This is a genomic window from Vreelandella sp. EE27 (genome assembly GCF_968206495.1).
In genome coordinates, this window is record NZ_OZ309109.1 from 3,901,513 (window position 1) to 3,924,855 (window position 23,343).

At 62.5% G+C, this 23,343-nt stretch carries 21 protein-coding genes and 1 pseudogene; 10 read left to right on the forward strand and 12 right to left on the reverse strand.

What is annotated here, in order from left to right:
- Positions 1-65 precede the first annotated feature (65 nt).
- Positions 66-1,106: a zinc-dependent alcohol dehydrogenase family protein gene (locus tag ACWHVV_RS18250; RefSeq protein ID WP_447927483.1), complete on the reverse strand. Its 1,041-nt coding sequence runs from the start codon at positions 1,104-1,106 to the stop codon at positions 66-68.
- Between the two features lie 136 nt (positions 1,107-1,242).
- Between ACWHVV_RS18250 and ACWHVV_RS18255 the strand changes: the two genes are divergently transcribed.
- The 4 genes from ACWHVV_RS18255 to ACWHVV_RS18270 all read left to right on the forward strand — a co-directional run bounded on the left by ACWHVV_RS18255 (position 1,243) and on the right by ACWHVV_RS18270 (position 5,344).
- Positions 1,243-1,722, forward strand: a complete 480-nt coding sequence (locus tag ACWHVV_RS18255) for an Lrp/AsnC family transcriptional regulator (RefSeq protein WP_447927484.1) — start codon at positions 1,243-1,245, stop codon at positions 1,720-1,722.
- A 440-nt stretch (positions 1,723-2,162) separates the two neighbouring features.
- Positions 2,163-2,591, forward strand: a complete 429-nt coding sequence (locus ACWHVV_RS18260) for a MarR family winged helix-turn-helix transcriptional regulator (protein ID WP_447927485.1) — start codon at positions 2,163-2,165, stop codon at positions 2,589-2,591.
- Positions 2,592-2,707: 116 nt separating this feature from the next.
- Positions 2,708-4,255 carry an MFS transporter gene (locus tag ACWHVV_RS18265; protein ID WP_447927486.1) on the forward strand — a complete coding sequence of 516 codons (1,548 nt, stop codon included), beginning with the start codon at positions 2,708-2,710 and terminating at the stop codon, positions 4,253-4,255.
- A 27-nt stretch (positions 4,256-4,282) separates the two neighbouring features.
- Positions 4,283-5,344 carry an HlyD family secretion protein gene (locus ACWHVV_RS18270; protein WP_447927487.1) on the forward strand — a complete coding sequence of 354 codons (1,062 nt, stop codon included), beginning with the start codon at positions 4,283-4,285 and terminating at the stop codon, positions 5,342-5,344.
- 40 nt (positions 5,345-5,384) lie between these two features.
- On the opposite strand, the gene ACWHVV_RS18275 is transcribed toward ACWHVV_RS18270, so the two are convergent.
- The 3 genes and pseudogenes from ACWHVV_RS18275 to ACWHVV_RS18285 all read right to left on the reverse strand — a co-directional run bounded on the left by ACWHVV_RS18275 (position 5,385) and on the right by ACWHVV_RS18285 (position 7,101).
- A complete protein-coding gene (locus ACWHVV_RS18275) occupies positions 5,385-5,906 on the reverse strand; it encodes a glutathione S-transferase family protein (RefSeq protein ID WP_447927488.1) in 522 nt (173 codons plus the stop codon).
- Positions 5,907-5,936: 30 nt separating this feature from the next.
- Positions 5,937-6,107: pseudogene (locus ACWHVV_RS18280) on the reverse strand (glutathione S-transferase N-terminal domain-containing protein); the annotation flags it as partial.
- Positions 6,108-6,222: 115 nt separating this feature from the next.
- Complete coding sequence (locus ACWHVV_RS18285; protein WP_447927489.1) at positions 6,223-7,101, reverse strand: YicC/YloC family endoribonuclease; 879 nt, start codon at positions 7,099-7,101, stop codon at positions 6,223-6,225.
- 124 nt (positions 7,102-7,225) lie between these two features.
- Between ACWHVV_RS18285 and rph the strand changes: the two genes are divergently transcribed.
- Positions 7,226-7,963 (forward strand): ribonuclease PH, encoded by a 738-nt coding sequence (gene rph / locus ACWHVV_RS18290; protein WP_447894725.1) that lies wholly within the window; start codon positions 7,226-7,228, stop codon positions 7,961-7,963.
- Positions 7,964-8,065: 102 nt separating this feature from the next.
- On the opposite strand, the gene ACWHVV_RS18295 is transcribed toward rph, so the two are convergent.
- A complete protein-coding gene (locus tag ACWHVV_RS18295; protein ID WP_447530427.1) occupies positions 8,066-8,833 on the reverse strand; it encodes an exodeoxyribonuclease III in 768 nt (255 codons plus the stop codon).
- 136 nt (positions 8,834-8,969) lie between these two features.
- Between ACWHVV_RS18295 and pyrE the strand changes: the two genes are divergently transcribed.
- Positions 8,970-9,647 carry an orotate phosphoribosyltransferase gene (gene pyrE, locus ACWHVV_RS18300; protein ID WP_447927490.1) on the forward strand — a complete coding sequence of 226 codons (678 nt, stop codon included), beginning with the start codon at positions 8,970-8,972 and terminating at the stop codon, positions 9,645-9,647.
- Here pyrE and ACWHVV_RS18305 read toward each other — a convergent pair.
- Complete coding sequence (locus ACWHVV_RS18305; RefSeq protein WP_447530429.1) at positions 9,642-10,106, reverse strand: tRNA (cytidine(34)-2'-O)-methyltransferase; 465 nt, start codon at positions 10,104-10,106, stop codon at positions 9,642-9,644. The two genes, pyrE and ACWHVV_RS18305, sit on opposite strands and share 6 nt — an antisense overlap.
- A 229-nt stretch (positions 10,107-10,335) precedes the next feature.
- Here ACWHVV_RS18305 and rep point away from each other — a divergent pair, with 229 nt between their 5' ends.
- Positions 10,336-12,402 carry a DNA helicase Rep gene (gene rep / locus ACWHVV_RS18310; RefSeq protein ID WP_447927491.1) on the forward strand — a complete coding sequence of 689 codons (2,067 nt, stop codon included), beginning with the start codon at positions 10,336-10,338 and terminating at the stop codon, positions 12,400-12,402.
- A 57-nt stretch (positions 12,403-12,459) separates the two neighbouring features.
- Here the strand turns inward: rep and ACWHVV_RS18315 are convergent, their stop codons facing one another.
- Together ACWHVV_RS18315 and ACWHVV_RS18320 are read right to left on the reverse strand one after the other, a co-directional pair.
- Positions 12,460-13,215, reverse strand: a complete 756-nt coding sequence (locus ACWHVV_RS18315) for a c-type cytochrome (RefSeq protein WP_447927492.1) — start codon at positions 13,213-13,215, stop codon at positions 12,460-12,462.
- A gap of 225 nt (positions 13,216-13,440) precedes the next feature.
- Positions 13,441-14,367, reverse strand: coding sequence for a GNAT family N-acetyltransferase (locus ACWHVV_RS18320; RefSeq protein WP_447927493.1), 927 nt, complete (start codon positions 14,365-14,367; stop codon positions 13,441-13,443).
- Positions 14,368-14,438: 71 nt separating this feature from the next.
- Between ACWHVV_RS18320 and ACWHVV_RS18325 the strand changes: the two genes are divergently transcribed.
- From ACWHVV_RS18325 to ACWHVV_RS18335, 3 genes are all read left to right on the forward strand, one after another.
- The gene (locus ACWHVV_RS18325; protein WP_447530433.1) at positions 14,439-15,116 is read left to right on the forward strand and encodes a response regulator transcription factor; all 678 of its coding nucleotides are present in this window, start codon (positions 14,439-14,441) and stop codon (positions 15,114-15,116) included.
- Positions 15,113-16,507 carry an ATP-binding protein gene (locus tag ACWHVV_RS18330; protein ID WP_447927494.1) on the forward strand — a complete coding sequence of 465 codons (1,395 nt, stop codon included), beginning with the start codon at positions 15,113-15,115 and terminating at the stop codon, positions 16,505-16,507. Before ACWHVV_RS18325 ends, ACWHVV_RS18330 begins: the two co-directional genes overlap by 4 nt.
- A 130-nt stretch (positions 16,508-16,637) precedes the next feature.
- The gene (locus ACWHVV_RS18335; protein ID WP_447894734.1) at positions 16,638-17,252 is read left to right on the forward strand and encodes a CBS domain-containing protein; all 615 of its coding nucleotides are present in this window, start codon (positions 16,638-16,640) and stop codon (positions 17,250-17,252) included.
- Positions 17,253-17,369: 117 nt separating this feature from the next.
- On the opposite strand, the gene nhaD is transcribed toward ACWHVV_RS18335, so the two are convergent.
- The 4 genes from nhaD to ACWHVV_RS18355 all read right to left on the reverse strand — a co-directional run bounded on the left by nhaD (position 17,370) and on the right by ACWHVV_RS18355 (position 23,324).
- Complete coding sequence (gene nhaD, locus ACWHVV_RS18340) at positions 17,370-18,836, reverse strand: sodium:proton antiporter NhaD (RefSeq protein ID WP_447927495.1); 1,467 nt, start codon at positions 18,834-18,836, stop codon at positions 17,370-17,372.
- Positions 18,837-18,985: 149 nt separating this feature from the next.
- Positions 18,986-20,812 (reverse strand): glutamine--fructose-6-phosphate transaminase (isomerizing), encoded by a 1,827-nt coding sequence (gene glmS, locus ACWHVV_RS18345; protein ID WP_447927496.1) that lies wholly within the window; start codon positions 20,810-20,812, stop codon positions 18,986-18,988.
- Between the two features lie 30 nt (positions 20,813-20,842).
- The gene (glmU, locus tag ACWHVV_RS18350; protein ID WP_447927497.1) at positions 20,843-22,210 is read right to left on the reverse strand and encodes a bifunctional UDP-N-acetylglucosamine diphosphorylase/glucosamine-1-phosphate N-acetyltransferase GlmU; all 1,368 of its coding nucleotides are present in this window, start codon (positions 22,208-22,210) and stop codon (positions 20,843-20,845) included.
- Between the two features lies 1 nt (position 22,211).
- Positions 22,212-23,324, reverse strand: a complete 1,113-nt coding sequence (locus ACWHVV_RS18355) for an FAD:protein FMN transferase (RefSeq protein WP_447927498.1) — start codon at positions 23,322-23,324, stop codon at positions 22,212-22,214.
- Positions 23,325-23,343 lie beyond the last annotated feature (19 nt).

Consider the following 23,343-nt stretch of genomic DNA (forward strand, 5'->3'; position numbering starts at 1 on the left):
GATGGAAAAAATAGCTGAAACATTGCCTGAGAACCGCTTTATGAACGTTTTTGCGCCGCCTCGCCTCAGAACTCGGTGACTACCGTCACCCCCGCGCTTTCGAATTTATCCATATTGACCAGCGCATCGATCGACGCCGCCAGGCTGATGCGCCGGCCGATCAGCCGCTCCGGGGCGAGCTTGCCGGATTCGATCATCGCCAGCATGTCGCCGTAGCGGTGCGCCTGCATGCCATGGCTGCCGAGGATTTCCAGCTCGTTGGCGATTACCTGGCTCATGGGCACGGCGGGGGTGCTGTGGTCCGCGAGCATCAGCCCCACTTGTACATGCTTGCCGCGCTTGCGCAGGTTACTGATCGAATTGAAGCAGGTAGTGGGGTGGCCCAGCGCATCCAGCGAAACGTGGGCACCGCCGCGGGTGATCTCGCGCACCGCCTCGGTCACACTGGCGACCTCGGCCGCACTCACCGTGGCTACCGCCCCCAGCTGGCGGGCAAGCTTCAAGGCCTCATTCGAGATATCCACCGCCACCACGTTGGCCCCCAGGGCGCTGGCGATCATCACCGCTGAAAGCCCCACGCCACCGCAGCCGTGTACCGCGACCCACTGCCCCGGCGCCGCTTTGCCCTGGTCGACCACCGCACGAAACGAGGTCACGAACCGACAGCCCAGGCTCGCTGCCGTAGCAAACTCGAGGGTTTCCGGCAGCGCCACCAGGTTCACATCTGCGTAGTGGATGCCCACGTACTCGGCAAAGGAGCCCCAGTGGGTAAAGCCCGGCTGAAATTGGTGGTCGCACACCTGATGATGGCCGGCATTACACTCCGGGCAGGTGCCGCAGCCGCCCACGAACGGTACCGTGACCCGGTCGCCAACCCGCCACTTCGTGACATCCTTGCCCACCGCCTCCACGACCCCAGCCAGCTCATGCCCCGGCACGTGGGGAAGCGCCACATCCGGGTCGTGGCCCATCCAGGCGTGCCAGTCGCTGCGGCACACCCCATTGGCCATTACTTTCACCACCACGCCGTGGGGCTCCGGGGTCGGGTCCGGCACCTGTTGAAGAGCGGGCGGTGCAGAAAATTTTTCGAAAACAACGGCTTTCATGGGTCACTCCAGGGCATGTTTGAATCGTCCCAATATAACCAGCCGCGGCTGAAATTACTTTTCTGATCCATGGACACACAAGCGCGTTTTGAAGCACTCTTCCATTAATAGCGCAGCTAAGAAAGAGCCTTTCACCATGGCCCCACTAGACAAGATAGACGCCCAGCTCGTCGCCTACCTGCAGGCCGACGGCCGCCTCTCCAATGCCAAACTCGCCGAGCGGCTTTCGATCAGCGAAGCCACCTGCTGGCGGCGCCACAAACGCCTGGAAGAGGCGAGCGTGATCGAAGGTTACCAGGCCACGCTCAACCGCCGTGAACTCGGCGCCAGTGTGCTGGCCTTCGTGCAGATCACCTGCACCCAGCACGACGGAGCCGCCACCGCCGAGTTCGAACGCCTGGTGCAAGCAAGCTCGCGGGTACTTAGCTGCCACAACACCACCGGCGAGGCGGACTTTCTGCTTCAGGTCATCGCCCGCGACCTGGACGACTACAGCCGGTTCGTGGAGACGGTACTGCGAAAGCTCCCCGGAGTATCGAGCATCCGCTCGAACCTTTCGCTACGGGAAGTGAAGGCTACGAACCGGCTGCCGGTGGAAGAGTTGCTGGGGGGTTAGAGCAGCGCTATGCAAGGTTTCATTTTTACGAATCTTGCCTCTCCCTCCATCGCCTCGATTCGTTAGACTGTTCGACATTGGATTCTTATCATTTTATGCGCTTGACCCTCTCCCAGCTGGATCAAGCGGGAACAGCCCAATCAGGCATTCGATGTGCTGCGAAGAAAGTTTTACTGCGAAGGCGGCAGGCAAGCGGTAGGCGATGGGTATGATCAGTAAAGGCTCAAGCATTTGCCTTGAATTTTTGCTTCGTCCAGATAGCGAAAAACCCCGATGAACTCACCGAGGTTTAGACGCCGACCGGGCACTCCCAGTCCATTTGACACAGAGCGTGTAAGTAACGACACGGAAAGTCAATATCCAAGGGTGAGCGTATCAGGCGCATCGCCCAGCCTTTGGCGATAACGGTGAGCCCCCATAAAAAGAGCATGGAGCAGAACATGATCGACAAGCTAGCCGAAGTGAGTTTTTTAAGCCGGGCGCGGCTGGCGGAGCTTGCCAAGCGCGACGGTATCGCGCTGTCGACCTTTCAAATGCGCGTGCTGTCGGTGGTGGGGCGCTTTCCCGGCCAGCCCCAGCAAGCGCTGCTGCATTGCCGGGGGTGGGACAAGGGCCAGGTGGCGCGGGCGTTTCGTGAGCTGGAGCGCCAGGAACTGATCATTCGCTGCGGCAATTCGACGGCCAAGCGGCTCACCGAGGTTTCCTTGACCGTTGAGGGCCGGGCGCTGTTCGAGCGCCTGGAAGACGTGCGCCGCGAGCTATCCGCCACGTTGACCGCAGGGCTGACACCGGACGAAGCCCGGCAGTTCGAGACCCTGCTCGACCGCATGCTGGAACATATCGGTAACGATCTCCCCGAGACACCCTAAAACAATCACTTAGTGCGATGGACGCCGGCATAAGTTGACAAAGTCAACTTATAGCTATAGGTTTGCCCGCCCTTGGGCTGGCCTGGCCGCCCGTTTTTCATCGCAATGAGTGTTTCATGTCCCTACGCCTGGTTCTTGGCCTGGTCGGTATGCTGCTGGCCTGTATCGGTGCCGACATCAACGAAGAAGCGACGTCGCTGGCCCTGGCGGACATTCGCGGCGTCTACGGCTTTAGTGTCGACCAGGGTAGCTGGTTCACCACGCTGTACGCCACCGGCGTCGCCATGGGCATGCTGGTTGCGCCCTGGCTGGCGGTGACCTATTCGATGCGCCGCTTCGCGGTGGCGGCGGTACTCGCCCTCGGGGTGCTGGGGCTTTGCTGTACGTTCATCGAATCGCGGGCGGTGCTGCTGGGCTTGCGCTGGCTGCAAGGGCTCACCAACGGCTTTCTGATTCCGCTGTTGATGGCGGTGGCGCTGCGCTTTCTGACGCCGTCGACCAAGCTCTTCGGGCTGGCCGCCTACGGCCTGACGGCCACCTTCGCCCCTAACATTGCCAACCCTATCGTGGCGTGGGCCCACCATGACCTGGGTACCCACTTCGTGTTCTGGGCGGTAGTGCCGCTTTGCGTGCTGGCGGCGGCGCTGCTGCTTTACGGATTGCCCCAGGACCCACGCCCGCCCAACCGCTGGCGTCAGTTCGACTGGCTGGGCTGGCTGCTGGGCTGGAGCGCCTGCGCAAGCCTGGTGGTGCTGTTCACCCAGGGCGAGCGGTGGGACTGGTTCAACTCCCCCCAGGCGGGCTGGCTGGCGCTGGCCTGCATGACGCTGTTGCCGCTGTTCATCCTGCGCTGCTGCGTCGCGCCGGTACCGCTGATCCAGCCGGGGCTGGTCAAACGGGTCAACTTCGGCTTCGGCATCGCCATGCTGATCGGCGTGATCGCCCTGGGGGCCTCGGCGGCTTCACTGCCGGAGGAGTTTTTGGCCGAGATACACGGCTACCGCCCGCTGCAGAGCTTGCCCGTCATGCTGGCGCTGGCGCTGCCGTCGCTGGTGGTGCTGCCGCTGACCGCGTTCGTATTGAACTTCGAGCGCGTGGATAGCCGCTGGATGGTGGCGCTGGGGCTGGTGCTGATGGCGCTGGCCAGTTGGATGAACAGTGGCGCGACCCTGGCCTGGACCCGGGAGCAGTTCTACCTCTCGCAGGTGATTTTCTCCATGGGCCAGTCGATCGTAGTGGTGAGCCTTTTGACGACCTCCACGGCGGTGATCGACCCCTGGGAGGGGCCGTTCGCCTCGGCCACGATCAACACCTCGCGGGCGCTCGCCGGGCCGGTGGCCAGCGGCCTCATCGGCCATGCGCTAGTCACCACCCACGCTCACCACCTACAGACCCTGCTGGACCGCCTGGGCGGGCAGCGCTTCAGTCTGGCCAACGCGCTGCCGCTGGGGGGCCACGAGGGCGAAGCGCTGGCCTGGTCGGCTAACGCCAAAGGCGGCGAGCACTTTCACGCGCTGTACGAGCAGCTCGAGATGCAGGCCCAGGTGCTCGCCTACGCCGATATCTGGCGGGTCCTGGCGCTGGCCGCCCTGCTGCTACTGCCACTGTGTCTACTGCCCAAGCGTACCTTTGCGCCACGTTTCAACCGGCCCAAGCCGCTCTAACCCTAAAATCCCTAGCCTGAGAATGCCATGAGTACCCCAACCGATGACGCCCGCCCACGGGCGCGAACACCCCTGATACTGAGCGCGACCATCCTGATGCTCGCGGCCATCGCCGCCGGTTGGCTGGCCTATCAGCAGTGGCACAGCGACACCGTCTGGACCAACGATGCGCGCCTGGACGCCGACTACGTGGTAATCGCGCCGCAGGTGAGCGGCGATCTGGTGGCCGTTCACGTCGAGGATCACGAGCGGGTCAGCCGCGGCGATGCGTTGATGGAGATCGACCCGCGCGACTACCAGGCAGCGCTGGAGGAAGCCGAGGGCCAGGTAGCCGCGGCCCGGGCGGAGCTTGCGCGGATCGAGGCGCAGCGAGCCCAGCAACCCGCCCGGGTTCGCCAGGCAGAAGCGCAGCTCGCCCAGGATGGGGCCAACGCCGACTACGCCCACGCCACGGCGGAGCGCTTTCGCCACCTACGCCATAACGGCAACGTCTCGGACCAGAACGCCCAGCAGGCCGATGCCAATGCCCGGGCGCTTCAAGCCAAGCGCCAGGCCGACCAGGCCGATCTGGAGAGCGTGCGCCAGCAAGCAGAGGTGCTCCAGGCGCAGCGTGACAGCGCCGCCGCCGCGCTGGACCAAGCCCTGGCACAGCAGGAAAAAGCCCGGCTGGCGCTGTCGCGTACCCATATAAAAGCGCCCGTGGATGGCGTGATCGCCGAACAGGCGGCCCGCGAAGGGGCCTGGGTGGATACCGGCAGCGCGCAGCTCGCCATCGTGCCGGTCGAGGCGATCTATATCACCGCTCACTACCGCGAGGTCGATATTACCCGGGTCGCCCCCGGCCAGCCGGTGGATATCGACGTGGACGCTTTCCCCGAGCTTACCCTGCACGGCCACGTTCAGAGCCTGGCGCCAGCCACCGGGGCGACTTTCTCGCCGGTCTCATCCAACGAAACCTCGGGCAACTTCACCAAGATCGTCCAGCGCCTGCCGGTGCGCATCGCTCTGGACCCGGACCAGCCGGGGCTAGACAAACTGCGGGTCGGTCTCTCGGTCGAGACGACGATTCAAACCGGTGCGCCCGGCTAACGGCCCGGGCGGCTTTAAGCGCCCGCATGGCCAATCAAGACTACCCGAACGCTTCCAGTGCCAGATACGCTCCACTTTGCTCGTGGATCTCGCGCCCTTGTTCGTCGATCTCTTCGCAAATGGCCTTGAAGTGCGCGCGCTCGGCCATGCCGGTAAGCCAAGTGTCGACGCTGGGATAACCGCCGAACGAGTAGCCCGTCGCCTTGATCTGATAGAGCTCGCAGCTAATGGCCAGGTCGGCCAGGGTGGGGTGCTCGCCGCCCAGCAGCGTGGCCGAGTGGCCGGCCTTCGCGTGTCGCGCAAGCTGCGCCTCCAGCACGCCAAGCCCCGACGCCAGGCCATCCTGTAGCGGTTTCAGCTGGGTGGCCTGAATCTCGCGTTTGAGCATGGGCAGCGTCAAGTGCAGGTTCATGATGGAGTGGAACATGTCGAAGCGACGCACGCCGGCGTGCATCCAGGCAAGCCACTGGTCGATCCGAACGGAGGCAAGCGCATCTTCATCCCCCGGATACCAGCGCTTGGCGCACTGTCGATCGCTCGCCGTGCGACAAAGGTACTTCATAATCGCCTGGCTTTCGCCGAGGGAGAACGTATCACCTGCCGCGGAGGTAGCCTGCAGGGCGGGGACGGTTTCGAAGGGGTTAATCTCGGCAAACCACGGCGCATGGGTTTCACCACCCGCGAAGTCGATCTCGTGGAAGTCGTACTCGACGCCCAGCTCCCGGGCAAAAATTTCGACAGCCCGCGAAGGCTGAGAGGCGATGGGCGTAGAGGGTCATGGGCATGGGCAAGGCTCGTGTCTGCTAAACGGTATAGAGACAGCGTAGTGCACGGGGCGGCCATTGCGAAAACCCAACGCTTTGGGTCAAAAGCGTCGATCACTCAATATTCTGAATCTGCTCCCGCATCTGCTCGATCAATACCTTCAACTCCACCGCGCAGCGGGTGGTGTCGGCCACCACGGATTTCGACGACAGTGTGTTGGCTTCGCGGTTAAGCTCCTGCATCAGAAAATCCAGCCGGCGGCCCTGGGGGCCGGGCTCAATAAGCTGGCGGCGTACCTCATCCACGTGGGCTTCCAGGCGGTCGAGCTCTTCGTCCACGTCGGCCTTTTGGGCGACCATGACAAGCTCCGCTTCCAGGCGCTGGGGGTCGAGCTCGGTGCGGGCGATTTCCAGGCGTTCGAGCAGCAATGCGCGCTGGCGCTCTAGAATCTGCGGGAGAAAACCGCGCACCAGGCGCACCTGCTCGCTGACCGCATCGAGGCGGCTTTCGATCATCGCGCTGAGCTTTTCGCCTTCGCGGGCGCGGGCGTCGACCAGCTCGTCCAACGCCTGCTCAAAAAGGGCGTGGGCGGCGGTCTTGATGGCCTCCTGGTCGAGATGCTGGGTCTCCATCACGCCGGGGTGGTTCAAAAGCGCCAGCGTCGTCGGCGCTGCGGCGCCGGGTACTTGGGCCTGGATGGTCGCGAGCACGTCGGCGATCTCTTTTAGCCGCGCCTGGTTGACCGTGGGCGCTTGAACGTCATCGGCGCTTTCAAAGCGCAGGTTGCACTCTATCTTGCCCCGGGCCAGACGCTGCCTGAGCATTTCGCGAAGCGTGGGCTCGAGCTCGCGTAGCGCCTCCGGCAGGCGAAAATGCGGGTCCAGGTAGCGCTGGTTCACGGAGCGAATTTCGATCTGCAGCGTGCCGAAAGCGCTTGCCTGCTCGGTCCGGGCAAAAGCGGTCATACTGTGTACGCAGCGAGTGTTACCCATTGATCAGATCCTTTGAAAGCGCATTTTCTTCAGTCTACCCGATAGGGGCGGGTTTAACCGTCAGGACGTGTACAATAGACGGCTTTTCCGAGTGATGCGCTTTTGAGCGCGATTGAGAGGTGCTATGCGTCCCGATGTTGTTCGCCCCAGTGGCCGCGAGGCCGACCAGCTGCGCGATATCCGCCTGACCCGCGACTATACCCGCCACGCCGAAGGCTCGGTGCTGGTCGAGTTTGGCGACACCAAAGTGCTGTGTAACGCAAGCGTGGAGGCGGGCGTGCCGCGCTGGCTGCGTGGCAAGCACCAGGGCTGGGTGACCGCCGAGTACGGCATGCTGCCCCGGGCGACCCACTCGCGCAGCGGCCGCGAAGCCAGCCGGGGCAAACAGGGCGGCCGGACGCTGGAAATCCAGCGCCTGATCGGGCGCAGCCTGCGCGCGGCGGTGAATCTGAAGAAGCTTGGCGAGTTCACCATCACCGTGGATTGCGACGTGATCCAGGCCGATGGCGGCACGCGCACCGCGGCGATCACCGGCGGCTGTGTGGCACTGCTGGACGCGATTCGCTACCTACAGCGCGAGAAAAAGATCAAAGGCGACCCCTTCAAGCAGTTGGTCAGCGCCATTTCGGTAGGTATCTACAAAGGCGTGCCGGTGCTCGATCTCGACTACCCGGAAGACAGCAAGGCGGACACCGACCTGAACGTGGTGATGACCGACACCAACGAGCTGATCGAGGTGCAGGGCACCGCCGAGGCCGAGTCCTTCAGCCGCGCCGAACTCAACGCCATGCTGGATTTGGCCGAGAAGGCCGGAGAGGAGCTGCGCGAACATCAGCGCGAGGCGCTGGGCATTCGCGGGTAAACCATAACGCCGTTATCGAGACGCAAAAGGCCAGCGCTAAGCTGGCCTTTTTGACGGCTACTTGAAAGTGACTACCGGCGCGACGCGGGAAGTCGCTCAGCCTTAAAGGGCCAGGTCGTACTCGACGATCAGCGGGGCGTACTCGGAGAAGGTCGCGTCATAGTCGATCCAGGCGTCGACCACGTGGCGGCGAAAGTTCGGGCCGACCAGCTGGTAGTCGATGCGCCAACCTTCCTGGCGGTCGCGAGGAACCTGCTGGTCGAGTTTCGGCCACCAGGTATACTCACCGGCGTCGCGATTGATCTCGCGGAAGGTGTCGATGAAGCCGGTCGGGCCGAGCACCTGGTCCATCCAGGCGCGCTCTTCCGGGCGAAAGCCCGAGGTGAGCTGGTTGTCGGACCAGTTGGCCAGATCCACGGTTTTATGGGCGACGTGCCAGGTACCGCAGATGATGTATTCGCGGCGTTTGCGCGACATCTTCGTCAGGTACTCCTGGTACTGCTCCATGAAGGCCTGTTTGGCTTTTTGATCGGAGCCGTCGGGCATCAGGAAGGTAGCGATGCTGAAACGGTCGTAGTCCGCCTGCAAAAAGCGCCCTTCGTGGTCGCACTGGGGAAAGCCCAACCCGTACATGATGGCTTTGGGAATCTTGCGGCAATATAAACCGACCCCGGCGAAGCCATCTTCTTCGGCGTCCAAAAAGTAGCCTTCGAAACCTTCCGGATAGAGGATATGGTCGCCCAGCTCAAAGCTTTTGGCTTTGAGGTTCTGCACGCAGACCACGTCGACATCCTGCTGAGCCAGCCAGTCCAGGAAGCCACGGTCGACGGCATCACGTATACCATTGACATTAATGCTGGCAATTTTCATAAATCGTCCCTTTTGCGTCGCTGCTGTATGATACCCGACGTTTAGACGTTTGGGTAAATAGGCAAGCTTAATCAGACTATTTACCTGATCATTAACGGTTACGTTCACTCACATTTTTGCTTAAGAGACCATCGCCGTGACTGCGACTTTAAAACCCTATCAGCGCGACTTCATTGCCTTCGCTATTGAGCAGGGCGTGCTTAAATTCGGCGAGTTCACGCTTAAGTCCGGGCGCGTCAGCCCCTATTTCTTCAACGCAGGTTTGTTTCAAACCGGTCGCGCCTTGGCCAAGCTGGGTCGCTTCTACGCCCAGGCCATCATGGACAGCGACCTCGAGGCCGACGTGCTCTTCGGCCCGGCCTACAAGGGCATTCCACTGGCCGCCGTCACCGCCGCCGCTTTGGCCGACCACCATGACCAGGACATGCCTTACGCGTTCAATCGCAAGGAAGCCAAGGCCCACGGCGAAGGCGGCAACATCGTCGGCGCGCCGCTTGCCGGCAATATTTTGATCATCGACGACGTGATCACGGCGGGCACCGCCATTCGCGAGGTCATGGCGCTGATCGAGGCCGAAAACGCCCACGCCGCCGGGGTGATCATCGCGCTGGACCGTCAGGAGCGCGGCCAGGGCGAGAAAAGCGCCCTGCAGGAAGTGAGCGACCAGTACGCCATGCCCGTGGTAAGTATCGTCACTCTCGAGCAAGTACTTGAATATCTCGAAGAGCACGAAGGTGGCGAGATGCTCGCCTACGCCGAGGCGGTACGCGCCTACCGCGACCGCTACGGCGTGGTGGCTTCCCAGGCGCTATAGCGCGCCTTTGTAGCCCTGCTGCCGCCAGGCCTCGAAACTCACCACCGCCACGGCGTTGGACAAATTCAGGCTGCGGTTATTGGGCTGCATGGGGATGCGCAGCTTCTGCTCCTCTGCCAGTGCTGCGTGCACCTCGGCCGATAAACCACCGGTTTCCGAGCCGAACAGCAGCACGTCCCCGGGGGCAAACGCCGCCTCGCTGTGCGCCCTTCCCCCCTTGGTCGTAATGGCCCACATGGTGCGCCCGGCCATGGCCTTTGCAAACGCCGCAAAGTCGGCGTGGCGCGTCACGTTGGCCAGATCCCGATAGTCGAGCCCGGCGCGGCGCAGCTTTTTCTCTTCAAGATCAAAGCCCAATGGCTCGATCAAGTGAAGCCGGCAGCCGTTATTGGCGACCAGGCGCATGATGTTGCCCGTATTGGGCGCCATGCGCGGCTCGAACAGCGCTACTTCAAACATGACGAGTACCCTTTGGCCTGCGCAATGTCGCTCCGGTGGCACGCCCCCGCCGGGTGACGATTTCGCCCAACGGTGGCGCGGTATTATACAAACTCTTATAGAACTTTGGTCTAATGTTAGAAAAGATTTTTTTGACTCCATTCGACGTATTTATTCACCGGTTTCGCCTTCGACCCGCCGCCCTGTATGATACGGCCAAAGCGTCCCGCTTTCCTGCCAGGTAGTGTCCATGTCCTCTATTTTAAGCCGCATCAAAGGCCTTAATCCGCGCCAGCAAGAGGCTGTTCGGTATATCGATGGCCCCTGCCTGGTCCTTGCCGGGGCGGGGTCGGGCAAAACCAGCGTGATCACCACCAAGATCGCTTATCTGGTGCAGGAGTGCGGGATGAGCGCTCGGCGGATCGCGGCGGTCACCTTCACCAACAAGGCCGCCCGGGAGATGAAAGAGCGCGTGGGCCAGATGCTCAAGGGCAAGGAGGGCCACGGCCTGACCGTGTCGACCTTTCACACCCTGGGGCTCAACATCATTCGCGGCGAGCTCAAGACCCTGGGCTACAAGCCCGGCTTCTCGCTTTTCGACCCGGAAGACGCCAAGGCGCTTTTGCGCGATTTGATGAACAAGGACGCCCAGGTCGACGCCGAGCAGATCAACTCGGTGCAGGGCAAGATTTCCACCTGGAAGAACGACCTGGTACTGCCCGGTCAGGCGCTCTCGTACGCCGAAGACGAAGACGAGCAGTTCGCCGCGCGCGTCTACGAAGCCTACAACCGCCACCTGAAAGCCTACAACGCGGTGGATTTCGACGATCTGATCCTGCTGCCGGTGGTGCTGTTGCAAAACGATGCCGAGGCGCTGGCCCGCTGGCGGCGCAAGATCCACTACATGCTGGTGGATGAGTACCAGGACACCAACGTGTCTCAGTACCTGCTGGTGAAGCTGTTGATGGCCGAGCGTGCCACCTTCACGGTGGTCGGCGACGACGACCAGTCGATTTACGCCTGGCGCGGGGCGCGGCCGGAAAACCTGGTCACCCTGGGCGAGGACTTTCCCCGCTTGAACGTCATCAAGCTCGAGCAAAATTACCGCTCCACCGGGACCATTCTGCGCGCGGCGAACACGCTGATTGCCAACAACCCCCACGTTTACGATAAGACCCTTTGGTCGGACATGGGCGACGGCGCGCCGATCCGCGTGGTGGTCAACCGCCACGAAGAGGCCGAAGCCGAGCGCGTGGCCAGCGAAATGCTCACCCGGCGCATCAAGGAGCGTGCCGAGTGGCGCGACTTCGCGGTGCTCTACCGGGGCAACTTCCAGGCCAGGCTTTTGGAGTTGAAGCTTCAGCACTACCAGATTCCCTACAAGCTCTCCGGCGGCACGTCGTTTTTCTCGCGTAACGAGATCAAGGACGCCATGGCGTACCTGCGCCTTTTGATCAACCCATCTGACGACAACGCTTTTTTGCGCATCGTCAACGTGCCGCGCCGGGAGATCGGCCCGGGCACGCTTGAAAAGCTCGCCAACTACGCCAACGACCAGACCACCGGGCGCAATATTTCGCTTTTTAACGCCTGCCGAGAGCTGGGTCTCGAGCAGGTGCTGCCGACCAAAGCGGTGGAGCGGCTCGCGCGCTTTACCCACTTTATAGAAGGCGTGCGCAAGCGCATGGACCAGGGCGACGCCATCGCCGCCATTCGCGATATGCTGCGCGACATGGACTACGAAGCCTGGCTTTATCAAAACGCCAGCGCCCCGACCATCGCCGAGCGGCGCATGGCCAACGTGTGGATTTTGATCGACCAGCTCGAAAAATCGCTCAACCGCGACCCGGAAGAGGATGACGACTCTACCGCGACGGAAACCGACGGCGTCGAAGCCGCTATTTCGCGGCTGGTGCTGCGCGATATTCTCGAGCAGCAGGCCGAGGAGGACGACTCGGACCGCGTGCAGCTTTTGACCATGCACGCCTCCAAAGGCCTCGAGTTCCCTCATGTCTACCTGATGGGGTTGGAAGAGGACTTGCTGCCCCACCGCAACGCCATCGAGGTCGGCACGGTGGAAGAGGAGCGCCGTTTGGCTTACGTGGGCATCACCCGCGCGCGGCGCACACTGACGATGACGCTCGCTCGCCAGCGTAAGGCCTACGGCGAGCTGATGGACTGCCAGCCCAGCCGCTTTTTGGACGAGCTGCCCGCGGAGGATCTCGACTGGGAAGGCCGCGCCGATAAAGAGGACCCGGTTAAAAAGCAGGCGCGTGGTAAGGATGCCATCGCCGGGCTGCGCTCGCTGCTCGACTAGCGGTTTGGGTTATCCACAGCGCCTTCGTTCGATGCGGCTGTGGATAAACGAAGTGAGCTAGCGAGAGCGCTCGACCATGAAGTCGACCATCGCCTTGAGCTCGTCGTCGGAAGCGGTACTCGCCCCGCGGGGTGGCATCACCCCTTTACCGGCAATCACGCTTTGATAGAGCACGTCGGGGTCTTTATCCAGGCGCTCGCCCCAGGCGTTGGAATCGCCAAGCGCCGGAGCACCGGCAATGCCGGTGGCGTGGCAGGAGGCGCACCGGGCGCGGGCGTAAAGCGCTTCACCATCGAGTTGGCGGTGGGAAGCGCCCTCTTCGTCGTCAGCAGAATCGGGGGCTGAGGGCTCGGTTGGCGCTTCGCCTCGTTGCTGCGGCGCCGGCTCCTCCATCACGGGCTCGACCAGATAGAACGTCGCTGCGCGCATTTCGTCGTCGGAAAGATTGGGGTTGCCTCCGCGCGGTGGCATCGCGCCGACCCCGTCGATTGCGTGGCGCAGCAGTACCTCGAAGCCCTGGGGCAGGCGGGCCTCCCAGGCCTCGCTATCACCGCGAATCGGCGCACTGGCCACCCCGGTTTGGTGGCACGCCATACAAAGCCTGTCGTAGACCGCCTCGCCTTGCGCTCTCAACGCGTCGTTATCAGCCCACACAAAACTTGAGACAACGCTTAATAAAGCCCCTGCCACGCGCTTGAAATTCACTCCGGACCCCCTATAAAACGCGACCGTTAACGTCAAACGCTGGCATCGCGCCCCTTGGTGCGTAGAAGGCGTGATACCAGCGCGTGTAGCGATCCAATCGTAAAGCATCGGCAGAGCGGCGCCTGCCTGGGGCCGCGGGATCAGAAAATGAGGTTAAAGACACCGGTCAGCGTCAAAAGCCCGACAAGAAAAATGAATACGATGATGCCCAGGATAATTTTCATTGCGATTCCTCCATGAGTAGACAGGTATTCCTTAATGGAACGCGCTCAGTATAGAGTAAAAACTCGCACCATGACGACCTTGTCAGACCCGCTCTTCAGCCCCCTTGCGTCAGCCGGTTCGACCCTCGGGCTCTTCCCGGCGCCATGCGTAGAGCTGCTGGGTGCTATCGCCGCTGAAACCGGCCCGTGTGTAGGCCTGCCAGGCGGGCGTATTGTGCGCATCGACCGTTAGCGTGAGCGTTTGGGCGCCGCCCTGGTGGGCCAGCGCCTGCGCCTGCTCAACAAGCGCCTGGCCCAGCCCCTTACCGCGCCAGGCCGGAACGATCCCCATCAGTTGCAGCGCCCAGCTTGACGGCGTTTGCGGGGCCAGCAGCAAAACACCGACGGTCTCGCCCTTGTAGATGGCCTGGTACCAATGGCGCGGCGCCGCCGGCGCCTGGGCGTAAAATCCGGCTAATAAGGTCTCCATGGACAGTGCCTCGAGCAGCGCCGGGCAGTCCAGCGACGCTTCGCTAATGGCGCGCAACAGCGCGAGCTGACGCGCCCGGGCCAGTCCGCCAAAGGGCGCCATGAGAAGAGGCGACGAGGCGGTGTCCGTCGCCGCGCAGGGCGCCCGCAAATGCGCCACCCGGGCGATGCGCTCCATCCCGCTCGCCGCCAGCATCGCCGCCCAGTCGCTTTGCCCACTGCTTAGCATGACGTGGCAAAGATCGAAGCCCTGGCGGCTTACCCACCGATGGACACCGGCGAGTAACGCCTCGGCGGCGCTATTTTGCCGGGCGGGTAGCCAAAGCTGGGCGGTGGCGTCGGCCAGCGGCTCTACCCAAAGGGTGGCCTCGATGCGCTCTGCGCGCGTGATGATCCAAAAGCCTTCCCAATTGAGCGGCGGGCCGGCCTGGGCGCGCTCCAAAGAGGCTTTCAGAGCCGACTGCTGTGCCGGGTCGTAAAACGCGGCCAGGTGGCTTAGCGCCTCCAACCGTCGATGGGCAGGACAAGGGCCAAGGTAGGAGTGGTCGAAAGCCTCGTGACATGGCATGTTAGATTTTCCGACGCGTTGCGATAGCCCCTGAACGAGCCCGCTGTGAATGAAAGGAGTCATCCGCCCCTATGCGTATACTGCTGGTCGAAGACGATCCCAGCCTGGCCTCCGGCATTCGCCTGGCCCTGAAGCCCGAGCACTATACCGTGGACCATCTTAGCGAAGGTACCGCGGCGTTGAACGCCTTGAAAAACGAAGTTTTCGACGCCGTCATTCTGGATTTGGGGCTTCCCCGGCTGGACGGCATGGCGGTGCTGGAAGGCGCCCGCCGCCAGGGCGTCCAGGTGCCGGTGCTGGTGCTGACCGCCCGCGACGACGTGGACAGCCGCATTGCCGGGCTCGACGCCGGCGCCGACGACTACCTCACCAAGCCCTTTGAAGTCGAAGAGCTAAAAGCGCGTCTGCGCGCGCTGCTCCGGCGAAGTCAGGGTCAGGTGAGCTCGCAGTTGACCTGCCGGGGCATCGTACTCGACCCGGACACGCTCTGCGTGACCTACCAGGGTCAGGAGATTGCGCTCTCGCGTCGCGAGCTGACCCTGTTACAGGAGTTCATGAGCCACCCCGGCCGCGTATTTACCCGGGATACGCTCGCTCAACTGCTTTACGGCTGGGAGGAGGACGTCGAAAGCAACGCCATCGAAGTGCACGTGCATCACCTGCGCCGCAAACTGTTCAGCGATGCGGTACGCACGGTGCGCGGCATTGGCTACGTAATGGATAAAGCGGCCTCGGGGTCGGCCTCATGAAGTCGCTTCGCCAGCGCACGCTGGGGCTTACGCTGCTGGTGTTCGGGCTCAGCATGCTGGTCATCGGGTTCATTAGCTACCGCTACGCCGCCCAGGAGATCGAAGAGCTTTACGACGCCAGCCTGTCGCAAAACGCGCGCCTGTTGGAAGGCCTGCTGCGCGCGCCACTGCCCGAGGCCGACCGGGCGGTGCTGTTGGGCAGCCTGGAAGACGCGCTGCGCACGGCCAACGAGGCCCCCGAGCACGCGGCGGGCCACCGCTACGAAAGCCAGCTCGTCTTCCAGTTGTGGGAAGCGGATGCACTGCTGCTGCGCTCGGCCAACGCCCCACAGGCTTCGCTGAATCAGCAGCCCTCCGGCTATTCGTCGCTAGAGCTTGGCGATGCCGAGTGGCGAATTTACGTACTGGACGTGCCCAACACCGCCCGCCAGGTAGTGGTCGGCGAGCGCGAAGACATGCGCGACGAGCTGATTACCACGGTGGCGCTGCGTACCTTGTTGCCGGATCTTTTGGGCCTGCCGCTATTAACGGTGCTTTTATGGTGGTCGATCGGCTGGGGGTTGGCGCCGCTTTCGCGCATGGCCGAACAGATCAGAAACCGTGACCCCAATAATTTGAAGCCGCTGCCGCGCGAGCCGCTGCCGTTTGAACTCGATACCATCGCCGGCGCCCTCAACCGGCTGCTCGAACGGGTCAGCCGCCTGCGCGTGCGCGAGAAGCGCTTTATCGCCGACGCCGCCCACGAGCTTCGCACCCCGCTTGCCGTGCTCGACCTTCACGCCCAGAACGCCCTGGCCGCCGATAACGCTCACGACCGCGAAGCGTCGCTGACACGGTTGCGCGACGGCGTGGCCCGCTCTACCCGCCTGGTCAGCCAACTGCTCACATTGGCGCGGCTGGACCCGGACACCGACGCACACCCGGCCTCGAGGCAGGTCGACGTGGCCATCGAAGCACGCGAAACCCTGGCAAAGCTCTCCCCCCTGGCGGCGAAAGGCGGCCAGCAGCTGCTGCTCGACGCCGACGACCGGGCCCCGTGGCAAATGAACGAGGAGCCCGGCGCGATCGAGACGCTGATCCAAAACCTGGTGGGCAACGCGCTTCAACACGCCCCACAGCAAAGCACCATTACCGTAACCCTCAGCGCCACCGTCGATACGGTCACGATCACCGTCGACGACCAGGGCCCGGGGATCGTGGAAAGCGAGCGGCTGCGCGCGATGGAGCGCTTTCAGCGCGCAGGCCCGGGTGCCGGTGCGGGCCTGGGGCTTTCGATCGTCGAGCGTTTGGTCAAACGCCACGCCGGGCAACTAAGCCTGGAAGACGCCCCCCAGGGTGGGCTTCGCGTGCGCGCCGTGCTGGCCAAAGGCGGCAACGCCGAGCCACCATAGCCGTTGGTTATCATGTTGATTAAACAATAATTGGACACCCTTAAGGTTGTGGTAAGGATTCCGTGTAAATCTGAATGCATAAAGCAGGCGTAACCGCCTGCGCACCCTGACAGATCACGGAGGTACTGCCATGAATTTAATGGTTCGCAAGCCCAAGCCGCTCGTTCAGTTTGGCCAGACACCGCTTTTGACCACCCCCGCGGCCAAGGAGCTTACCCAGCAAAGCCCGGCGCTTTCGCTGTTGACCGATTTCACCCAGGTAGCGCCGCAGTCCATTGCCGCGGACACCCCGATCAACGAAGCGCACCTGAAAATGCGCCACAGCGGCGTAAGACTGCTGTTCGTGATCGATCGCAACGAGCACTGCGTGGGTGTTTTGACCGCCAAGGAAGTCATCGGCACCCGCCGGGTGAACCTGGCCATGCAGCAGCGCCAGCTCGACCGCGAAGAGATCACCGCCGAAATGATCATGACGCCCTGGGAAAAACTCAGCGCCATGCCCATGGAGCAGCTCACGTCCATGAGCATCCAGGATTTGATCCTCTCGATGGAGAGCTTCACCGAGCAGCATCTTTTGATCACCGAACACAACGCCGAGCACGCCTTGAGCGTTCGCGGCCTGATTTCAGTGACCGATATTCAAAACGCTATCGGTCAGGGCAATGGCAAGATCGACAATACCGTGGTGCCCATGGCTAGCAGCTTCGCCGACATTTGCCAGGTCATCACCGGCCACGATTTATAAAACGCGCCGCACCCCATCACGAAAAAACCGCCCTCTTTTAGAGGGCGGTTTTTGTTTGGCTGGCCAATACTTTCATGCCAACTGGTCAGGCAAGGGCACCCTGCGGTGCCCCCTGGCTTAAAACAGCGACGCGTTGATCCAAAGATGCGCGCCGATGCTGGCCGCGTAGCCCAGCAAAATGGCCGGCACCCAGCGCAGGTGTACCGCGAAGGTGTAAATGCCGCGCGCCTGGCCCATCAAGGCCACGCCCGCCGCCGAGCCCATGGAGAGCAGGCTTCCGCCCACGCCGGCGGTCAGAGTGATCAACAGCCAGTTGCCCTCGGTCATGTCCGGCGCCATGGAAAGCACCGCGAACATCACCGGAATGTTATCGACCACCGCCGAAATGAGCCCCAGCACCACGTTGGCCCAGATCGGGTTCCAGCTACCGTAGAGGGTCTCGGAGAGCAGGCTCAAATACCCCATGAAGCCCAAACCGCCGACACACAGCACGACCCCGTAGAAGAACAGCAATGTGTCCCACTCCGAGCGGGCGATCCGGCTGAAAATATCGAACGGTACGACGCTACCCAACTGCTCGAGCTTTTTCCAATCGCCGCGGCGGGAGTAGCGCTCGCGCTTGCGCTCCAGCGAGCGGGGCAAACTCTGGCGCAGGTAGTAGCCAAAAAACTGCAAAAGCCCCAGGCCGAACATCATGCCCATGGCCGGCGGCAGGTTGAGCACCGAGTGACAAAGCACCGAGATCGCAACGGTCACCAAAAACAGCGCGATGATGCGCCGCGAGCCGCGCTTGAGCCAAACGTTCTCGGTCAAGGCCGCGGGCTGGCGGTTGATAATGAAGAAATTCATGATAGTGGCGGGCACGACGAAGTTGATGATCGCCGGTATCAGCAGTACGAAGAAACCCTCGAAGGGGATTTGTCCGCCCTGCCAAACCATCAATGTGGTGATATCGCCGAAGGGGCTGAAGGCGCCGCCGGCGTTGGAGGCCACCACCACGTTCACACAGCAAAGCCCGATGAACTTGTTATCGCCTTCGGCGACCTTGAGCACCACCGCGCACATGAGCATGGCGGTGGTCATGTTGTTGGCGATGGACGAGATGAAAAAGGCGAGAAAGCCGGTGATCCAGAAAAGACTGCGGTAACTAAAGCCCTTGCGCACAAGCCAGGCGCGCAGCGCATCGAAAATGCGCCGCTCCTCCATGGCGTTGATGTAGGTCATCGCCACCAGCAAGAAGAGCAAAAGCTCGGTGTACTCCAAAAGCGTTTCGCGAAACGCCGTTTCGGCCTCCTCGGGCATCCCCGCCTGCACGTAAATCCAGGCAACGATTGCCCAGATGAGCCCGGCGGCCACCAGCACGGGTTTGGACTTGCGCATATGGATGATCTCTTCACTCATCACCAGCGCATAGGCGAGAATGAAGATGATCACACAGCTAATACCAGCGACGGTGGTGGTCAGATCGAGCGGGCCAGCAGCGGCAAAGGAGAGCGAAGGAAAAGCGAGGAGGAGAAGCGTGATCAACAACCAAGCACCCCGGCGGTTGGAGCACCGGGTTGCAAGGACGTTCGATGAAGTCATGGCGGCGGGATCCTGAGCGTTTTAAGTAGGAATGGAGAGACACCGCCAAATGATAAGCACACTAACTAAGTGTTGCAACGCAGCGGTTGCGCATAAGATGCGCCAATTCACTGCGCCTTGCAAAGTCGATTAACGAAGGTTTATGAGCCCTACTCGACGGTTACACTCTTGGCCAGGTTGCGGGGCTGGTCGACGTCGGTCCCCTTGAGAACCGCCACGTGGTAGCTCAAAAGCTGCAGCGGAAGCGTGTAGAGCAGCGGCGCCAGCGCTTCGTGCACGTGGGGTAGCGTCAGTACCTCGATGCCTTCCTGGGCGACGATGCCCACGTTCTCGTCGGCAAACACGAAAAGCTGCCCGCCCCGGGCGCGTACTTCCTGCAGGTTGGACTTGAGCTTCTCCAGCAGGTCATCGTTGGGCGCGATTGATATCACCGGCATTTCGCTGTCCACCAGCGCTAGCGGCCCGTGTTTGAGCTCGCCGGCGGGGTAGGCTTCGGCGTGAATGTAGGAGATTTCCTTGAGCTTGAGCGCGCCTTCCAGCGCGACCGGATAGTGGGCGCCACGCCCCAGAAAGAGCGCGTGGTGCTTTTCGGCAAACGCCTGGGAGAGCGCCTCGATCTGGCTGTCCATCGCCAGCACCTTTTGGCAAAGCGCGGGCAGTTGGCGCAACACCTCAACGATCTCACCGTAATCCCCACGCCCGTTGGCTTTCGCCACGCTCAGGGTCAAAAGCATCAGCGCGACCAGTTGGGTGGTGAACGCCTTGGTCGAGGCCACGCCGATCTCCGGGCCGGCCCGGGTCATCAGCGCCATGTCGGATTCGCGCACCAGCGAGCTTCCCGGCACGTTGCATATCGCAAGCGTACCCAGATACCCCAGGGTTTTGGCAAAGCGCAGCGCCGCCAGGGTATCCGCGGTTTCCCCGGACTGGGAGAGCGTCACGAACAGCGTCCCTTCCGGTACCACCGGGTAGCGGTAGCGATACTCCGAGGCCACTTCCACCTGCACGGGTACACCGGCGTAGCGCTCGAGCCAGTAGCGCGCCACAAGCCCCGCGTGAAAGCTGGTGCCGCAGGCGATGATGTGGATCTGGCGGGCCTTTTCGAAAAGCGCGTAGGCATCGGGGCCGAAGCTTTCAACCAAAACACCGTCATCACTTAACCGGCCTTCAAGGGCCTCGCCCATCAACGCGGGCTGCTCGAAAATCTCCTTAAGCATATAGTGGCGATACTCGCCCTTGCTCGCCGAACCATCGCCGTGCTCGAAGGTGTGGATAGGCCGCTCGACGGTCTGGCCGTCGCGGTCGACCACGGTGATCGCGCCCTTGTCGCGCAGCACGACCAGATCGCCCTCTTCCAGATAAATAAACCGATCGGTCACCGGTAAAAGCGCCATCGGGTCCGAGGCGAGAAATGCCTCGTCGATGCCTACCCCCACCACCAGCGGGCTGCCCTGGCGGGCGCCGACCACCACACCGGGCTCGCTTTTGCTCATCACACCCAGCGCGTAGGCGCCGCCCAGATTTTTGACGATATACCGGGTCGCTTCGAACAAATCCGATCCGCTGGCCAGCTTCTCGCTGAGCAAGTGAGCGATCACTTCGGTGTCGGTTTGTGAGCTGAACGCGTAACCGTCATTTTCGAGGCGCACCTTGATGGGCTCGAAATTTTCGATGATGCCGTTATGCACCACGGCCACCTGATCCTGGCTGTGGTGCGGGTGTGCATTCGCCTCGGTGGGCTTGCCGTGGGTGGCCCAGCGGGTGTGCGCAATGCCCGAGGTGCCGGGAAGCGCTTCACGCCCGAGCTTTTCGGCAAGGGCGCCGACCTTGCCCACCGCCCGATGGCGCCTTAGAGCCCCTTCGCTAAGCACCGTCATGCCGGAGGAGTCGTAGCCGCGGTACTCCAGGCGTTTGAGTCCCTCCAGCAGGATCTCCTGTACGTTACGCTGTGCAACCGCTGCGACGATGCCACACATGGGTCTCTCCTTGGCTTTTGGGCGATGGGTTCAAGAGGTTTTTTTGGTCGGGCGCGACCAGGGCGCTTTTTGCGTCTGCGGGCTACGGGTGAGCGCAAGCGCCTGGTCGCTGACATCCCGGCTGATCGTCGAGCCCGCGCCGACCGTGGCCCCGGCGCCCACGGTGACCGGGGCGACCAGGGCGCTGTTGGAGCCAATAAACGCCTCGTCGCCGATCACGGTGTGGTGCTTATTGGCGCCATCGTAGTTGCAGGTAATCGTGCCGGCGCCTACGTTCACCCCCCGCCCCAGGGTGGCGTCGCCCACGTAGCTTAGGTGGTTGATCTTGCTGCCCTCGCCTACCTCGGCGTTCTTGGTTTCGACGAAATTGCCGACCTTTGCGTCGAGCGCCAGCCGGGTACCCGGGCGAAGCCTGGCAAAGGGGCCCACCCGGTTGCGCCCCGCACTCCAGGTATCTTCGATGACGCTGTGGCTTTCGATCACGCTTTCCGCGCCGATGACGCTGTTTTTAATCACACTGTAGGGGCCGACGCGTACGCCGTTTTCCAGGCGCACGTCGCCTTCGAACACACAGCCCACGTCGATAAAGACGTCTTCGCCGCAGGTGAGCGTTCCGCGTACATCGAGCCTTGCCGGGTCGGCCAGGGCAACGCCCTGGGCCATCAGCGCCTCGGCCAAATCGAGCTGATAGGTGCGTTCGAGCCGCGCCATCTGCGCGCGGTTGTTGACCCCTTCGACCTCGGCGGCGCTTTGCGGCTGGGCGGTGCACACCGTCGTGCCCTCCGCGCTTGCCAGGCCAATCACGTCGGTCAGGTAGTATTCGCCCTGGGCGTTCTGGTCGGAAAGCTTCGGCAGCCAGCGTTCGAGCTGCTCGGTGGTCATCGCCATGATGCCGGTGTTGCACTCGGTAATGGCAAGCTCGGCGGGGCGGGCGTCCTTTTGTTCGACGATGGCCACCGCCTCGCCCTCGGCGTTGCGCACGATGCGCCCGTAGCCGCTGGGATCAGGCAGGGTCACGGTCAAAAGCCCCATGTGCGTCTCGTCCACCTGCTCGAGCAGTGCGGTGAGCGTCTCGGCCTGAATCAGCGGCACGTCGCCGTAAAGTACCAGCACCTTGCCGCTGCCACAGGCGGGCGTAGCCTGCATCACCGCGTGGCCGGTGCCTTTTTGCTCGGTTTGTTCGGCAAACGTGACCGCCTGACCGGCCAGGGCTTGGCGAAGCTGCTCGCCGCCGTGGCCAATCACTACGTGGGTGCGGGTAGGCGCGAGCGTGGCGGCGGTATCGAGCACGTGTTGCACCAACGCCTTGCCGGCAAGCGTATGCAGCACCTTGGGGGTTTGCGAGCGCATCCGCGAACCTTTACCGGCGGCGAGGATGACGATGTCGAGTTCTTGCATGTTAGTCCCTGATTGAAGCGGGTGAGGTCTCGGCGTTCCAGGCATCGATACCCAGCTCGGCCATCAACGCTTCACCGAAATAGTCGACGAAAGCGGGGCTTGCCAGGCTCTGCCACTGCTCTTCGCCGATATTGACGAGCATCAGCACGCTCAAGTCATTGTCGACGGCCATTGCCATGCCACCCTCTTCCCCCGCCACCGAAAGCGCGGTGGCCCAGGCATCCGCCCAGGCGTTGGAGGGGTGAAACACCGATACCGAGGCCAAACGATGGGTAATCGGGCGGCCGGTGCGCGGGTCGAGGGTGTGCGCGTAACGCTGGCCGTCGGCTTCGAAATAGTGGCGGTAGTCGCCGGAGGTCGCCACCGACAGCGTCTCCAGTGGAATGACGTGCTGGGCCCGGGGCTGGCCGTTTTGAGGTACTTCGATACCGATGCGCCAGGGCTCCTGGTCGACCTCGCTGCGATGACCGCGGGAGATCAAGTCGCCGCCCAGGTTCACCAGGTAATCCTCGATGCCCTGCTGGTCCAGATACGCCGCCACGCGATCCGTCGCGTGGCCCTTGGCCACGCCGGAAAGGTCGATGAAAACGTCGCGATTGCGCCTGGCCTGCATGCGCTGGGTGTCGACCTCGACGGCGTCGAAGCCGATGCGCGCCAGGCGATCCTCGAGTTCCTGCTCGGAAGGAACCTCTTCCGGGCGGGCCTCGGGCCCAAAACTCCACAGATTGACCAGCTCGCCGATGGTGATATCGAAAGCGCCGTTACTCGCCTCGGCCACCGACTGGCTAATCGCCATTACTTCGATCAATTCGTTGGAAAGCGGTTGCCACTCGCCCAGCGGGGCGTTGTTGAACGCGATCAGTTCCGAGTCGTCGCGGTAGGTGGACATCGCCTGGTCGACGTCTTCGAGCTCGGCAAGAACACCTTCTTCCAGCGTTTGAGCTTCGCCCTGGGTGAGCGAATCGGCAATGGTCACCTGATAAAACGTGCCAAAAATGCCGCCTTCGAAGCGTACGGGGGAATCAAGCGGGCGGTCTTGCTCGGAGCAGCCCAAAAGCAGCAGCGCCATCAGCAAAAACGCGGCGTGGTGCAACCTCGGCGAATAGTTTTTCATGTTGGGTCCCTTTAAAACG

Bases quoted from the DNA above. Each gene is read 5' to 3' on its own strand.
- ACWHVV_RS18265 (WP_447927486.1), top strand. From the start codon at position 2,708: ATGTCCCTACGCCTGGTTCTTGGCCTGGTCGGTATGCTGCTGGCCTGT.
- ACWHVV_RS18260 (WP_447927485.1), top strand. From the start codon at position 2,163: ATGATCGACAAGCTAGCCGAAGTGAGTTTTTTAAGCCGGGCGCGGCTG.
- ACWHVV_RS18255 (WP_447927484.1), top strand. From the start codon at position 1,243: ATGGCCCCACTAGACAAGATAGACGCCCAGCTCGTCGCCTACCTGCAG.
- ACWHVV_RS18330 (WP_447927494.1), top strand. From the start codon at position 15,113: ATGAAGTCGCTTCGCCAGCGCACGCTGGGGCTTACGCTGCTGGTGTTC.
- nhaD (WP_447927495.1), bottom strand. From the start codon at position 18,836: ATGACTTCATCGAACGTCCTTGCAACCCGGTGCTCCAACCGCCGGGGT.
- ACWHVV_RS18355 (WP_447927498.1), bottom strand. From the start codon at position 23,324: ATGAAAAACTATTCGCCGAGGTTGCACCACGCCGCGTTTTTGCTGATG.
- ACWHVV_RS18315 (WP_447927492.1), bottom strand. From the start codon at position 13,215: ATGCTTTACGATTGGATCGCTACACGCGCTGGTATCACGCCTTCTACG.
- rph (WP_447894725.1), top strand. From the start codon at position 7,226: ATGCGTCCCGATGTTGTTCGCCCCAGTGGCCGCGAGGCCGACCAGCTG.
- ACWHVV_RS18335 (WP_447894734.1), top strand. From the start codon at position 16,638: ATGAATTTAATGGTTCGCAAGCCCAAGCCGCTCGTTCAGTTTGGCCAG.
- rep (WP_447927491.1), top strand. From the start codon at position 10,336: ATGTCCTCTATTTTAAGCCGCATCAAAGGCCTTAATCCGCGCCAGCAA.
- ACWHVV_RS18295 (WP_447530427.1), bottom strand. From the start codon at position 8,833: ATGAAAATTGCCAGCATTAATGTCAATGGTATACGTGATGCCGTCGAC.
- ACWHVV_RS18305 (WP_447530429.1), bottom strand. From the start codon at position 10,106: ATGTTTGAAGTAGCGCTGTTCGAGCCGCGCATGGCGCCCAATACGGGC.
- ACWHVV_RS18285 (WP_447927489.1), bottom strand. From the start codon at position 7,101: ATGGGTAACACTCGCTGCGTACACAGTATGACCGCTTTTGCCCGGACC.
- glmU (WP_447927497.1), bottom strand. From the start codon at position 22,210: ATGCAAGAACTCGACATCGTCATCCTCGCCGCCGGTAAAGGTTCGCGG.
- ACWHVV_RS18270 (WP_447927487.1), top strand. From the start codon at position 4,283: ATGAGTACCCCAACCGATGACGCCCGCCCACGGGCGCGAACACCCCTG.
- ACWHVV_RS18320 (WP_447927493.1), bottom strand. From the start codon at position 14,367: ATGCCATGTCACGAGGCTTTCGACCACTCCTACCTTGGCCCTTGTCCT.
- ACWHVV_RS18275 (WP_447927488.1), bottom strand. From the start codon at position 5,906: ATGAAGTACCTTTGTCGCACGGCGAGCGATCGACAGTGCGCCAAGCGC.
- glmS (WP_447927496.1), bottom strand. From the start codon at position 20,812: ATGTGTGGCATCGTCGCAGCGGTTGCACAGCGTAACGTACAGGAGATC.
- ACWHVV_RS18325 (WP_447530433.1), top strand. From the start codon at position 14,439: ATGCGTATACTGCTGGTCGAAGACGATCCCAGCCTGGCCTCCGGCATT.
- ACWHVV_RS18250 (WP_447927483.1), bottom strand. From the start codon at position 1,106: ATGAAAGCCGTTGTTTTCGAAAAATTTTCTGCACCGCCCGCTCTTCAA.